This is a genomic window from Ruegeria atlantica (genome assembly GCF_013033965.1).
Taxonomy (GTDB): domain Bacteria; phylum Pseudomonadota; class Alphaproteobacteria; order Rhodobacterales; family Rhodobacteraceae; genus Ruegeria; species Ruegeria atlantica_D.
Genome location: NZ_WQFE01000003.1, coordinates 89248 through 102341, shown reverse-complemented (window position 1 = coordinate 102341; position 13094 = coordinate 89248). Strand labels below are relative to the sequence as shown.

Sequence of the window (13094 nt, the reverse complement as noted above, 5' to 3'; positions counted from 1 at the left end):
AGCCCGGCTTTTTCTTTCCCTCGGCGGGATCCTGCTTTAATGTCACTTTGCGGACGAATGATCGTTTGCACAGATGCTGACAACTATGGTTTTTCCGGATTATGAAACCCGCCTTTGCGCTGTCTTTTTCTTCGACCGGAATATCCTTGCGCCACCATTCGGATGGCGACTGGTACTGCATTGGCGAGGTTTCCCTGGATGCGCCCGACCTGAATGCGCAGGTCATCGCATTGCGGGACCAAGGTTTTGCCCTTGAAAACGACCTGAACTGCAAACTGGTGATTCCGGCGGACCAAGTGCGGTTTATGGCAATCCCAACGGATGGGTTAAGCCCCGAGGAAGCCACCGAAAAAGCACAAGCGGAACTGGCCAGTTCCACGCCTTATGCGCTGGACGAACTTGCCTTTGACACAGCAACCGTTGGCGCGATGACCCATGTCGTCGCCGTCGCTAGGCAAACTCTGGATGAGGCGCGGGCATTCGCCGCAGAACATGGGTTTGTTCCCGTCCAGTATTCTACCCCGATCGAAGGTCAAGAGTTTCCGTCCGAACCGCAGTTCGAAATAGTTCCCCCCAACACGACCGCCAAAGTGAAACCGGTAGAGGCGGAAGAACTCGGCAGTGAAGATGAAGACCTTGCCATTCACACGATCCCTGATGCCGAGGTTCCGAAAGAGTTGCCTTCAGCCTCCAATGCGACAGCAGAAGTGGAGCGGGTTGAGGCTAAGGAACCTACCAAAGAAGATGAAGGCGCTGCCATTCACCCGGTCGCTGATACCGAGGTCCCGGCAGAATTGACTTCAGCGCCCGATGCGGCCGCAGCTGTGGAGCCGGTTGAGGCTAAAGAACCTGCCAAGGAAGACGATGGCCCTGCCATTCACGCGATCGCTGATACCGAGACCCCGACAGAGTTTCGTTCAGCGCCCATCGCGAACAGTGCAGCTGAAACGAAACCCAAAACCCCGATCAGCCGCTACGCCGTTCCGGCCGCGGCGGCCGCTCTGGTCGCCGGTATTTCCCTGACCGTGTGGTCGTTGACTGGATCTGACGATTCTGAGCCCACAGTGGCCGAGGCGGTTGCGATTGAAGAAAGTCCGCCAAACCTCGCATCAAACGAGCAGATCGCCGAAGCTCAGAAGGGCGAAGGCGATCCCGAACTTGAATTCGAACCAGAGGTGGCCACAACTACGCCGGTTGAAGAGTCACAGCCCGAACCCACTGAGGAACCGCCCGCTGATCTTAGCGCGACCGATGCCGCAATCCTCGAAGCGCTGAACGTGGCACCGACCCTTGTCGAACCCGTGGGACAAGAGTCAGAGACCATAGATTCTCCGTCGCAAGCGGGTATCGAGATTGTTGCCCCCGGAACTTTGCCCGATCCCGTTCCGGAGCCCGCTGAGGACCTGTATCTGGCATCCCTGGACAGCACAGATTTGTCGCGAGACGCGGTGGCATTGCCGCCCGTCAACAGCTTTGAAACTGACCTGCCATTTGAACAAGCCGCCCTGCCCGCGTCGGACGGCGGCCAATACGATTTGGATGATCGTGGCCTCGTCACGCCAACAGCAGAAGGGACCTTGAACCCCGAAGGCGTGGTTGTTTATCTTGGCCGCCCTGCCAAGGTTCCGCCGGCCGTTCCGGTTCGGTTCGAACAGGAGCCGATTGAAGAGGAGCCAACCGATCGGCTCGCCCGCCATCGCCCAAAACCCCGCCCGGCCAATTTGCTGGAAAGCTTTGAACGCCAACAGCTTGGCGGACGCACGCGCGAAGAACTGGCGGTTCTGCGTCCGAAATTGCGCCCCGAGTCCCTGCAAAGCAGCCCCAAGATTGATGACACGCCGACAGCATTGGCAGTCGTCCGCGTACCCCGACCCAAAACACGGCCAGCCGGGCTGGCCCGCGCGGCCAGCACAAATACGAACACTGCCAATCTGGGGTCAACTGCGGCGGTCAATCAAAGCTCGGACGAGGCTGGTTCTTTCCAACCAAAGGCTGTGGCCCCGAAAATCCCCTCGACGGCATCCGTGGCGCGCCAGGCAACCATCGACAACGCAATCAGTCTGCGCAAACTGAACCTGATCGGGGTTTATGGTACGCCTGCCAACCGACGCGCCTTAGTCCGGCTGCCTAGCGGTCGCTACAAAAAACTGAAGGTCGGTGACAGATTGGACGGCGGTAATGTCATCGCCATTGGCGACAGTGAGTTGCGATACCAAAAGCGCGGCAGAAACGTAACGCTGAAAATGCCGCGGGGCTGATGATTCAAAGATCAAAGGCGGCCAAGGGATGTCCCAAGCCGCCTTCCTTACCTTAACTCATAAGGTTAAGCTGCGGAAATTTCTCCACTTTCGATCTGTTCACGCTCGATGGATTCGAACAGGGCCTGGAAGTTCCCTTCACCGAACCCATCATCGCCTTTGCGTTGGATGAATTCAAAGAAGATCGGACCAATTACGGTTTTTGAGAAGATCTGAAGCAAGATCCGGGTCTCGCCTCCGTCAAGAACGCCTTCGCCGTCAATCAGGATGCCGTGCTTGATCATCCGGTCCAGCGGTTCATCGTGATCCACGACCCGATCCTTGGACATGTCATAATACGCCTGGTTCGGTCCCGGCATGAACTTCAGACCTTTTTCCGCAATCGCATCGGTCGAGGCATAGATGTCCTCACTACCGACCGCGATGTGTTGAATACCCTCACCTTTGTATTTCTTGAGGTAAGACACGATCTGCCCGGTTTCGCCCCGGTCTTCGTTGATCGGAATACGGATACGGCCGCATGGCGACGTCAGTGCGCGGCTATAGAGGCCAGTGAATTTGCCCTGAATGTCAAAAAAGCGGATTTCACGGAAGTTGAACAGGTCCTCATAGAACTTGAACCACTTGTCCATGTTGCCCTTGTAGACGTTGTGGGTCAGGTGATCGAGGTAATAGAACCCGTCGCCGCGCGGCTTTGACTGAGTGGTCCAGGTGAATTCCTGATTGTAAGGTGATGTTTCATAATACTGATCGATGAAATAGATCAGCGACCCACCAATACCCTTGATTGCCGGAACATCCATTGTCTTGTCCGCTGCGTCATAAGGCTCGGCACCCTTGGAGACCGCGTGTTCAAAGGCCTTCTGCGCGTTCACAACCCGCCAACCCATTGCGGGTGCGCAAGGGCCATGCTCTGCTACGAACTTAGCGGCAAAGCTTTCTGGATCGGCATTCAGGATGTAGGTCACATCGCCCTGCTGCCACAGTTCGACAAGTGGCTGGTCCGTGTGGTGTCCAACCATTTCGAAACCCATTTTCGAGAACAGGTCGCGCAGCTCTTGCGGCTCGGGATGGGCAAATTCCACAAACTCGAACCCGTCGGTTCCGGCAGGGTTTTCAGGGCTGATGACAGATTTCGGGGCGTTGTGCGGGAAAGGACCCATGGCGCGTCTCCGTTAAAAACAGGAATTTCTTTGCTGATTCCAAAATACGCCTTACCAAGCGCTGTTTCTGCGCATAGTTTTTGTGTAAAATATGATCACGCGCGCAAATCACGCACGATTGTTAAGAAATATGGAGAAAGTCCGCATATGCTGGATTCCACCGATACGCGTCTGCTGTCTGCCTTGCAAAAGGACGCACATCTGACCGCGCATCAATTGGGGGAAATGCTGAACCTGTCACCAAGCCAGGCAGGACGTCGCCGTCAACGGCTTGAGGCCGAAGGTTATATCACCGGCTATGCAGCGCGGCTGGATCCCCTAATGCTGGGCCTGCAGGTTCAAGGCTTCATACAGGTGCATTTGGGCACCCATGGCCCGGAACAATCCGAGAGCTTTGCCCGCATGGTAGACACCCGCCCCGAAATCACCAGCGCCTGGACGATGACCGGAGAGGCAGATTATCTGCTGCACGTCTATTGCGACGATCTTTCTGCGCTCAATCGCTTGCTTCACCAGGTGATACTGCCGCATCCTGCAGTGGCACGGGTGCACAGCCAGATCGTGATGGACCAACTTAAACGCGACGCGCCGTTGCCCACCTGACCGGACCGAGAGGACAAACATGGACGATTTCCTTTACCAGGCTTCGATCTATCTGGCTGCCGCCGTGATCGCTGTGCCCCTATCGGCACGTCTGGGGTTAGGTTCTGTTCTGGGTTATCTGGCCGCTGGCATCGTTATCGGCCCTGTCTTCGGTCTTGTGGGGGCCGAGACCGAAAGCCTGCAGCACGTGGCCGAATTCGGCGTGGTCATGATGCTGTTCCTGATCGGACTAGAGCTTGAGCCGCGCGCCCTTTGGGACATGCGAGACCGACTTCTTGGGCTGGGCGGTCTGCAGGTGTTGCTGTCCACCGCCGTCATCGCCGCCGTGGCCATTTATGCAAACCACCCATGGTCGGTCGCCCTAGCCGTAGGGTTAACCTTATCTCTGTCATCGACAGCGATTGTGTTGCAGACGTTGTCGGAAAAAGGGTTGATGCAGACAAATGGAGGGCGGGCGACGTTTTCGGTCCTGTTGACACAGGACATCGCAGTCATCCCTATTCTGGCGATGCTGCCGCTATTGGCGCTGCCTGCCATGCCTCATATCGAAAGCGACGGATCAATCGATCGCGGCGCGGACGCACTCCATGACGCGGGCCATCACAGCTTGTCACTGGTCGAAGGTTTGCCAGGCTGGGCTGTTACGCTGGTCACCATCGGCGCTGTTGCCTTTGTCATTCTGGCCGGCATCTACCTGACCCGCCCGCTGTTCAGGTTCATCCACGCAACGCGTCTGCGCGAGATGTATACAGCACTGGCGCTGATGATCGTTGTGGGCATTTCCTTCCTCATGACCCTTGTCGGGCTCTCTCCTGCTTTGGGCGCGTTTCTGGCGGGTGTTGTTCTGGCCAGCTCGGAATTCCGGCATGAAATGGAAAGCGACCTTGAGCCCTTCAAGGGCCTCTTCCTGGGCCTGTTCTTCATCACGGTCGGTGCTGGGATTGATGTCGGTTACTTCTTCAACGATCCGCTTGATCTGATTGGTTTGGCTTTGCTGGTCATTCTGGCGAAGGGTATCATCCTGTTTCTGGTCGGCCGCGCGTTCCGGCTGCGTGGTCGGGACCACTGGTTGTTCACATTGGGTCTGGCGCAAGCGGGTGAATTCGGCTTTGTCCTGCTGGCATTTTCGACGCAGCAAAACGTCATCCCACCGGATTTGTCTCAAAAACTGCTGATGATCATCGCCCTAACGATGCTAATTACGCCGCTGCTGTTCATCATCTACGATCTGCTGTCGCGCCGTATGGGCGATGGTGCTGCCGAGGTCGAACCCGATGAGATCGACGAGAAAGGCCCTGTCATCATCGCTGGGATTGGTCGTTTTGGTCAGATCGTTAACCGGCTTGTTCGCGCCAGCGGCTTCAAAACCGTCGTTCTGGACCATGACATCGAGACAATCCAGTTGATGCGCCGGTTCGGCGTCAAAGGGTTTTTGGGTGACCCCACGCGGCCAGAATTGCTGCGTGCCGCCGGGCTTGAAAAAGCTTCTGTGCTAGTGGCTGCAATGGACGACCCCAAGCAGGTCACCCGCCTGGTAGGCTTTGCCCGTCGTCAACGCCCGGACTTGCATATCGTGGCCCGCGCACGTGATCGCACCCATGTCTACCAATTGTACCAGGCCGGGGCGGATGACATTGTCCGCGAGATGTTCGACGGATCGCTGCGAGCGGGCCGCTATGTTTTAGAAAACGTAGGTCTGAGCGAATACGAAGCGGCGCAGGCCGAGCAGACATTCTATCACCATGACCGCGCCTCTGTACGTGATCTGGCAGAACTGTGGATCCCCGGAATGCCAACAGCCGACAACAAGAAGTACATTGAAAGGGCCCGACAGCTTGAGAAAGACCTGGAAACCGAGCTGTTGGAACTGGCCGAGAAACACGCAAAGAAATCAGCCTGACCCGGTCTTGCCGGATCAGGCGGTTTGATCAACCGTCCGAAACACCCGCTTCGGCAAATGTCGCCATCCCGGAATGGCACGCGACAGCGCTTTTGACGATATTGATCGCCAACGCCCCGCCCGAGCCTTCGCCGAGGCGCAATCCAAGGCTCAACAATGGCTCTTTGCCCAGCTTGGCCAATACGGCGCCGTGTGCACCTTCGGCGCTCTGGTGGCCAGCGACCGTGTGATCCAGGGCCCCTTCGGATGCGTTTGCCAAACAGGCCGCGGCCGCCGAACAGATAAAGCCATCCAAAATGACCGGAATACGCAACACCCGCGCTGCGGCGATGCCCCCGGCCATAGCAGCGATTTCTCGTCCACCCAAACGGCCCAAGATTTCCAGCCCGTCACCGGAACCGGCATGCAAGGCGACGCCTTCGGCCACAACACGGGTTTTGTTGGCCAGACCTGCATCGTCAACACCTGTGCCACGCCCGGTCCAATCAGCCGCCTCACCCCCGAATAAAGCGCAGGCTATGGCCGCTGCCGGGGTCGTATTGCCGATGCCCATCTCTCCCACGACCAGCAAATCGGCGCTGGGATCAACGGCGGTCCAACCCACACGCAAGGCGTCAAGCAGTTCGTCTTCCGACATCGCCGGACCGGTGGTGAAATCCGCCGTGGGCCTGTCCAACTCCAACGCGTGCACGTTCATGGACGCGCCAGCCGCTTTGGCCAATTGATTGATCGCCGCGCCGCCATGTTCAAAATTCATGACCATCTGAACGGTCACCTCTGGCGGAAAGGCGGACACGCCTTGCGCAGTGACGCCATGATTGCCCGCGAATACGATGACCTGAGGGGCTGAGATCTGCGGCCGGGCATCCCCACGCCAGCCTGCATACCAAATCGCCAGATCCTCAAGCCGGCCCAAAGCGCCGGGAGGTTTGGTCAGTTGTCCGTTTCGCTCGGCGGCACCTTGCAGGGCCAAGTCTTCCGGTCCCGGAGCGTTTCTTAGCGCGTCACGGAGAGTCTTCAGGTCTTTTAGTTCGGGCAGCATCGAAAGCCTCGTTGCATCAGAGTGGTCCTGTGTGTTTAACCGAAGCGTCCGATCCAACAAGACCCCGAAAGGCGCGGGAGTGAACAAAAACGACACCAAACTCATTTCTGCGTGGGATTTTCCGCTGTCTCTGGTGTTGTTGACACGCCTGCCGATACCGCGCCTGCCGGAAAAAGTGTTTTCGCGGCAGGCAGATGCGGCCTGGGCATTTCCGCTGGTTGGGGTGGTTGTCGGGCTGTTGGCCTGCGCTTTCGGCTGGCTTGCCGTCGCTAGCAACCTGCCTGCTTTCGCCAGCGCGGCGATCCTTGTTGCGGTCTTGGTCATCGCGACCGGCGCAATGCACGAAGACGGGCTGGCGGACACGGCGGACGGGTTTTGGGGCGGGTACACGACCGAGCGCCGGCTGGAAATCATGAAGGACAGCCATATCGGCGCGTACGGCGTTCTTACGCTGATCTTCACGCAGCTGTTGCGCGTCGCACTGATCGCAACGCTGCTGACGGTCAACGGGTTCACGGGTATTCTCGCCGCCTGCATCGTTTCGCGTGCGTTCATGCCTGTTCTTATGTCGGCATTACCAAACGCCAGAAATAGCGGCCTGAGCCACTCAGTCGGCGACCCAAAAGCCAAGACGGCAGCCATGGGTTTTGGCGTAGCAGTGGTTTTGTCCTGGCTGTTGATAGGACCTGGCACAGTGATCCCCACTCTCTTCGCCGCGCTGATCTCCTTTGCCCTGGCCCTGACGGCCAAAGCAAAGATCAAAGGCCAGACCGGTGACGTTCTTGGCGCGACACAGCAACTGGCAGAGCTTGCATTCCTAACAGCGCTGGTCGCAGCGATCTAAGTGGTTCCGCCAGTTTCGATCCTCAGCGTTTCACCACAATGCTTGCAATGGATTGCATCGGGATCATGCCGGTACAGGCCGCAGTTCGAACATTTGTGACGCACTTTCTGAGGCATGAAAATCGCCTGAGCCAACCGGACAAACAAAGCCACGCCGACGATCATAATGAAGACCGAAAACAGCTTACCCCCCGGGGTTGCCAGAGTGATGTCTCCGAACCCGGTCGTGGTCAGCGTCGCCATCGTAAAGTAAAGCGCGTCGACATAGGCGTGCGGGCTGTTTTCCGGGATGAAGAACACCAGAACTGCAGTGGACGTGGCGAACACGAACACCAACAGGTTGATCGCCGCTATCACTGCGTCCTCGTGCGTGCGAAAGAAATCGCTGTCCCGTCGCAGATCCCTCAGCAGGTGATAGGAATGGATAAGACGCAACCCCCGCAAGATGCGCAGAAACGCCAGATTCCAAGGCAGGAACAGATCAAGAAACAGCGAGACGATCACAACAATATCGGCCAGCGTGTAGACTTGGCGCAGCAGCTTCCATCGATCCTTCGAGATCCACATCCGAGCCGAAAAATCCAGAATGATAAAAAACCCGATAATCAGGCTGGCAACAATAAACCGAGGACCGTGTTCGCCATTTGCCGTGGCGACAAAAAACACGATGGTGACCGCATCAAACAGGATCAGACCATAGCGAAACCAGACGGAAATGGGGTCGTGCCCGATATAGAGAAATTTAACAGCCTGCTTTACGTCTGCCATCTACGTGCCTCTTCCTGTTGAGAAATTAGCCGCAAACGGAGTTTTCACCAAGACGCCAAAACGAAAAAGCCGCCCCTTTCAGGAGCGGCTTGGAATTCAGGAACTCTTGCTATCAAGCGGCGGCAGCGCGCGAGGTCAGGACCTCATCAACCTGCTTGGCAGCCGAGACCTCGCCCGCACCGGAAACAGCAGCAACTTCGCGGGTCAGGCGTTCCAGAGCAGCTTCATACAGCTGACGCTCGGAATAGCTTTGTTCACGCTGGTCATCGGTGCGGTGCAGGTCGCGAACAACTTCGGCGATCGAGATCAGATCACCCGAGTTGATCTTTTGCTCGTATTCCTGCGCCCGGCGCGACCACATGGCGCGTTTGACCTTGGCTTTGCCCTTCAGCGTCTTCATCGCTTGGCTGATGACATCAGGCGAGCTGAGCGAGCGCAAACCGGATTCGGTGACCTTGTTGGTCGGTACCCGAAGAGTCATCTTGTCTTTTTCAAAGGAAATGACGAACAGCTCGAGCGAATACCCCGCGACTTCCTGCTCTTCGATCGAGATGATCTGGCCCACACCATGGGCGGGGTAGACAACATAATCGTTCGGGCGGAACTCAAGCTTTTTCGACTTAGACATACAGGTTCATCCTTGGTTACGTGAGAGAGGCACAGACAACAAAACACCCCAAACCGTGCCAACATCAGGCCCGGTCAGGCGTCAATTTTGTCAAAAAATCAGAACTCCAAAGCGTGCATACTTACGGAGTTATCCCCATCTCATTCATTATTCAGTTTCCGATTATATCACAAAATTGCGACGCCCGAAAGTCCGGCCTCCTCTAAAGCGAAGAAACCCTAAACTTTTCAGAGTGATACAACAGAAGAACGCTATTCAAACCACACGGTTTAGTTACCGAATCGCTTAGCCGCCCTCGCCGGGTGCTTCGGAGAAATACTTCTCCATCTTGCCCTCTTCGCCGTCGCGCTCTTCGGCTTCGGGCAAGGGGTCTTTCTTGGTCACGATAACCGGCCACTGTTCAGAGTATTTCCGGTTGAACTCAACCCACTGTTCCATGCCAGGCTCAGTGTCGGGACGAATGGCATCCGCAGGGCACTCGGGTTCGCACACGCCGCAATCGATGCACTCATCGGGATGAATGACCAGTGTGTTCTCACCTTCGTAAAAACAATCCACCGGACAAACTTCGACGCAGTCGGTGTATTTGCAGCCAATGCAGTTTTCGGTGACGACATAGGTCATTGTGGGATTCCCATTCTCGGTTTGGGCGTCTAGCTAATTCAGTCTGGCCTTCTCTTCAAGATAGGATCAACCATCCCGGGGGCGAGAAAGATCAAGCGCGCGCCTATCTTTCTTTGTAGGACGACCCTTTCCCTCAAATCCCGGATTCTTAGGAGGCACGTCCTTCTTTTCCGTCATATCGAAGTACAACGTTTGCGCCTCGGGTGCCGGGCCGCGCCGTTCCCCCAGCGCCTCGATCCGCACGACGCGCACGATACGGCCTTGGGGGAAGGTCAGAACGTCACCGGGTCCGACGGATTGCGCCGGTTTCAGAACCCGGTTTCCGTTCAGCCGGACATGGCCGCCGCTGACCTGTTTGGCGGCCAGGCTGCGGGTCTTGAAGAACCGCGCCTGCCACAACCATTTGTCAATCCGCAGCTTGGCCTCGGCCATGGCTGATCAGTTACCGTCTTTCAAACCCATTAGCGCTGCTGCAAACGGGTTATCCGGATCGATTGCCTTTTCCTTCCGGGGCGAACGGGATGAGAAGGTCTTACCACCTTGCGGTTTGCCACCCTTCTTGCCCTGCGGCTTGCCGCGGCCGTCCTGAGGTTTGCCGCGCGGCTTGCCTTTGCCCTGCCCCTGCCGCTGTTCACGGCGCGGAGCACGGTTTGCCGGGCGCTGACGACCCCAGGTGAAGGTATAAAACACCTCAACCTCGGTCTCATCAGAAGTGGGAGCCTCAGCTGCCGCCTCGGTGCTTTCGGTGGCCTCGGCAGGCGCCTCGGCGGTTGTTTCGACTTCGGCAGCCACAGCCTCAGGCGCCGGAGCTTCTTCTACGACAGGCTGTTTTGTCGCTTCAGTCGCAGGTTTTTCAACTTCAACCGACGCGGCTTTGACCTTTTCACGCTCACCGCGCTCGGCCTTATAGCCCAGCCCCTGCATCAGATCCGCAAACTGTTCCAGCGTCATACCGGTGATCGACAGCATGTCAGGCTTGGCCTCAAAGCCACCCCGGCTGTCTTCGGCGCGCAGCATGTCTGCCAGACGCTCCAGCATGTCAATCCGGATCGAGCGTTCGCCCGCGTCACGGTAGCCGCACATCGTGTCGTAGCCCTCGGGCGCGCCTTTCGCGACTGGAACCGTAACCAACCCCGGAGGCGGCGCGTCAGGGAACTCCTGCAATCCGCCGGCCAACGCCCACAGAACCAGACGCAGACGCGTCGGTGCGGGTTTCAGCAGAAGCGGCATGAAGATAGTGAACTGACCGAACCGGATGCCATGCTTGCGCAGTGCGCCGCGGGCGTCTTGGTCCAGATCCTTGACCTCTTGCGCAACGCCGGCGCGGGGCAATACTCCCAGCGCTTCGACCATGCGGAAGGCAAACCCCTTGGCCAAGCCGGACAGCTCTTCATCGCGCGACAGGTTCAGCAGCGGCTCGAACAATGCAGCCACCTTGCGGTCGATGAAATGCTGCAGACGGCGCTGCACTTTCTGTTCGACGTCCGGGCCTGCGGCCTCATCGACAAAAACCTCGACCACGGGCTTGAGAGGCTCGGCCCCGGCAACCAGTTTGCCAACGGCATATTCGCCCCACATCAGGCCACCCTGATCGGTAAAATCAATTTCGGTATCGGGCGCATTGTAGAAGCGATCGGCACGCAGATGGAATTGCGGCGCGAGTGCCTGCAAGGAAGCCGATTTCAGAGCTTTCGCTTCGGTTCCTTGCGCAGCTTTGTCCGGAATGAACCGGAACCCTTCCAGACGACCGACGAATTCTCCTTCGACGGTCACTTCACCCTTGTCATTTACTTCGGCCAAAAGGGCCTCCTTCTGCTTGAGCCGGCGCAGCAACACTGACGTGCGCCGGTCCACAAATCTCTGTGTCAAACGATCATGCAGAGCGTCCGACAGTCTGTCTTCTACAATGCGCGTTTCCGCACGCCAATGTGATTCGTCACGCACCCATCCGTTTCGTTGCGCAACATATGTCCAGGTGCGAATATATGCCAACCTTTTGGAGAGCGCATCAATATCCCCATCCGTTTTGTCGATACGGCGGATTTGCCGCGCCATGAATTCGTCAGGGATCGATCCGCGTTCGTGCAGATGTCCATAGATCACCTCAAGCAAACTGGCGTGCTCGCCGTGGCTGATACCGCGAAAATCGGGGATTCGGCACACATCCCACAACAATTGAACGGACGGGCCATCACTGGCGCGGGCGATAACCACTGCGTCCTGAGACAGCGATTTCAGTGCGTTCAGGTCGTCTGCGGGTCGCGCCTTGATCAGATGTTCGCTGTCGGGACTGACCTCAAGCGAGTCGATAAGGGCCTCAACCGAGCCAAACCGCAAAGCGGCATTTCGCCAATTCAGCTTTTTCATCGGCGTGAACCGGCTGTCCATGATCGCCTGCGCAACCCCGTCGTCCAGCGGTGGGGCTTCGCCAGTCACTCCGAAGGTGCCATCCGACATCCCGCGCCCTGCCCGGCCCGCGATCTGCGCCAGCTCGTTTGGCGCAAGCGGACGCATCCTTCGACCATCGAATTTGGTCAGCGACGAAAACGCGACGTGGTTTACATCAAGGTTCAAACCCATACCGATAGCGTCAGTCGCAACGAGGTAATCAACCTCACCGTTCTGATACAGGTCCACCTGCGCGTTCCGTGTTCGCGGGCTGAGTGCACCCATGACCACGGCTGCCCCGCCCTTTTGACGGCGCAGCAGCTCGGCAATGGCATATACACTATCGACAGAGAACCCGACGATGGCACTGCGCGCGGGCATGCGGCTGATCTTCTTGGACCCGGAATAGACCAACTGAGACATCCGCTCGCGTCGGATGAACTGTGCTTCGGGCACCAGAGCCGCGATAGGCCCGCGCATGGTGTCAGAACCTAGGAACAACGTCTCATTCGTTCCACGCGAGCGCAGCAGCCGGTCGGTAAACACGTGACCACGCTCAGGATCCGCGCACAGCTGTATTTCGTCGATCGCCACGAAATCCGCACCCATGCCTTCGGGCATCGCCTCGACTGTACAGACCCAATACTGCGCGCGTGGCGGAACGATCCGCTCTTCGCCCGTGACCAGAGCAACCACCGACGGTCCACGTATCGCGACGATCTTGTCATAGACCTCACGCGCAAGCAGACGCAGCGGTAGGCCGATCACACCGGTTCGGTGGCCCAGCATCCGCTCAATCGCGTAATGGGTTTTTCCTGTGTTTGTCGGGCCGAGTACGGCCACGATTCGGGATGACCCGCTCACCTTTGCCCCCTGC

At 57.6% G+C, this 13094-nt stretch carries 11 protein-coding genes; 4 read left to right on the top strand and 7 right to left on the bottom strand.

Translation table 11 applies throughout. The features are described from left to right. The first annotated feature begins 101 nt into the window (after positions 1 to 101). Entirely contained in the window at positions 102 to 2258 is a 2157-nt protein-coding gene (locus GOW16_RS06850) for a hypothetical protein (protein ID WP_170412292.1), read from the top strand. Between the two features lie 65 nt (positions 2259 to 2323). Here the strand turns inward: GOW16_RS06850 and hppD are convergent, their stop codons facing one another. Next, entirely contained in the window at positions 2324 to 3421 is a 1098-nt protein-coding gene (gene hppD / locus GOW16_RS06845; protein ID WP_170412289.1) for a 4-hydroxyphenylpyruvate dioxygenase, read from the bottom strand. A gap of 147 nt (positions 3422 to 3568) precedes the next feature. Here hppD and GOW16_RS06840 point away from each other — a divergent pair, with 147 nt between their 5' ends. Both GOW16_RS06840 and GOW16_RS06835 read left to right on the top strand, forming a co-directional pair. Further along, complete coding sequence (locus tag GOW16_RS06840) at positions 3569 to 4024, top strand: Lrp/AsnC family transcriptional regulator (RefSeq protein WP_170412286.1); 456 nt, start codon at positions 3569 to 3571, stop codon at positions 4022 to 4024. Between the two features lie 19 nt (positions 4025 to 4043). Continuing rightward, positions 4044 to 5924, top strand: coding sequence for a monovalent cation:proton antiporter-2 (CPA2) family protein (locus GOW16_RS06835; protein WP_170412283.1), 1881 nt, complete (start codon positions 4044 to 4046; stop codon positions 5922 to 5924). 28 nt (positions 5925 to 5952) lie between these two features. Here GOW16_RS06835 and cobT read toward each other — a convergent pair whose 3' ends face one another. Continuing rightward, a complete protein-coding gene (cobT, locus tag GOW16_RS06830) occupies positions 5953 to 6966 on the bottom strand; it encodes a nicotinate-nucleotide--dimethylbenzimidazole phosphoribosyltransferase (RefSeq protein WP_170412280.1) in 1014 nt (337 codons plus the stop codon). A gap of 79 nt (positions 6967 to 7045) precedes the next feature. On the opposite strand from cobT, the gene cobS reads away from it, so the two are divergent. Further along, positions 7046 to 7810: an adenosylcobinamide-GDP ribazoletransferase gene (cobS, locus tag GOW16_RS06825; protein WP_170412275.1), complete on the top strand. Its 765-nt coding sequence runs from the start codon at positions 7046 to 7048 to the stop codon at positions 7808 to 7810. On the opposite strand, the gene GOW16_RS06820 is transcribed toward cobS, so the two are convergent. The 5 genes from GOW16_RS06820 to GOW16_RS06800 all read right to left on the bottom strand — a co-directional run bounded on the left by GOW16_RS06820 (position 7807) and on the right by GOW16_RS06800 (position 13081). Then, complete coding sequence (locus tag GOW16_RS06820; RefSeq protein WP_170412272.1) at positions 7807 to 8577, bottom strand: potassium channel family protein; 771 nt, start codon at positions 8575 to 8577, stop codon at positions 7807 to 7809. The two genes, cobS and GOW16_RS06820, sit on opposite strands and share 4 nt — an antisense overlap. A gap of 112 nt (positions 8578 to 8689) precedes the next feature. Beyond that, complete coding sequence (locus GOW16_RS06815; protein ID WP_170348382.1) at positions 8690 to 9205, bottom strand: CarD family transcriptional regulator; 516 nt, start codon at positions 9203 to 9205, stop codon at positions 8690 to 8692. Between the two features lie 285 nt (positions 9206 to 9490). Beyond that, positions 9491 to 9829 carry a ferredoxin FdxA gene (gene fdxA, locus GOW16_RS06810; RefSeq protein ID WP_170412269.1) on the bottom strand — a complete coding sequence of 113 codons (339 nt, stop codon included), beginning with the start codon at positions 9827 to 9829 and terminating at the stop codon, positions 9491 to 9493. Between the two features lie 66 nt (positions 9830 to 9895). Beyond that, positions 9896 to 10261 (bottom strand): RNA-binding S4 domain-containing protein, encoded by a 366-nt coding sequence (locus tag GOW16_RS06805; RefSeq protein ID WP_170412266.1) that lies wholly within the window; start codon positions 10259 to 10261, stop codon positions 9896 to 9898. 6 nt (positions 10262 to 10267) lie between these two features. After that, positions 10268 to 13081 carry a helicase-related protein gene (locus tag GOW16_RS06800; RefSeq protein WP_170412263.1) on the bottom strand — a complete coding sequence of 938 codons (2814 nt, stop codon included), beginning with the start codon at positions 13079 to 13081 and terminating at the stop codon, positions 10268 to 10270. Positions 13082 to 13094: the final 13 nt, after the last annotated feature.

What these genes read in the sequence shown, in the direction of transcription:
- GOW16_RS06850 (WP_170412292.1), top strand. Translation starts at nt 102, where the DNA reads ATGAAACCCGCCTTTGCGCTGTCTTTTTCTTCGACCGGAATATCCTTG.
- hppD (WP_170412289.1), bottom strand. Translation starts at nt 3,421, where the DNA reads ATGGGTCCTTTCCCGCACAACGCCCCGAAATCTGTCATCAGCCCTGAA.
- GOW16_RS06840 (WP_170412286.1), top strand. Translation starts at nt 3,569, where the DNA reads ATGCTGGATTCCACCGATACGCGTCTGCTGTCTGCCTTGCAAAAGGAC.
- GOW16_RS06835 (WP_170412283.1), top strand. Translation starts at nt 4,044, where the DNA reads ATGGACGATTTCCTTTACCAGGCTTCGATCTATCTGGCTGCCGCCGTG.
- cobT (WP_170412280.1), bottom strand. Translation starts at nt 6,966, where the DNA reads ATGCTGCCCGAACTAAAAGACCTGAAGACTCTCCGTGACGCGCTAAGA.
- GOW16_RS06820 (WP_170412272.1), bottom strand. Translation starts at nt 8,577, where the DNA reads ATGGCAGACGTAAAGCAGGCTGTTAAATTTCTCTATATCGGGCACGAC.
- GOW16_RS06815 (WP_170348382.1), bottom strand. Translation starts at nt 9,205, where the DNA reads ATGTCTAAGTCGAAAAAGCTTGAGTTCCGCCCGAACGATTATGTTGTC.
- fdxA (WP_170412269.1), bottom strand. Translation starts at nt 9,829, where the DNA reads ATGACCTATGTCGTCACCGAAAACTGCATTGGCTGCAAATACACCGAC.
- GOW16_RS06805 (WP_170412266.1), bottom strand. Translation starts at nt 10,261, where the DNA reads ATGGCCGAGGCCAAGCTGCGGATTGACAAATGGTTGTGGCAGGCGCGG.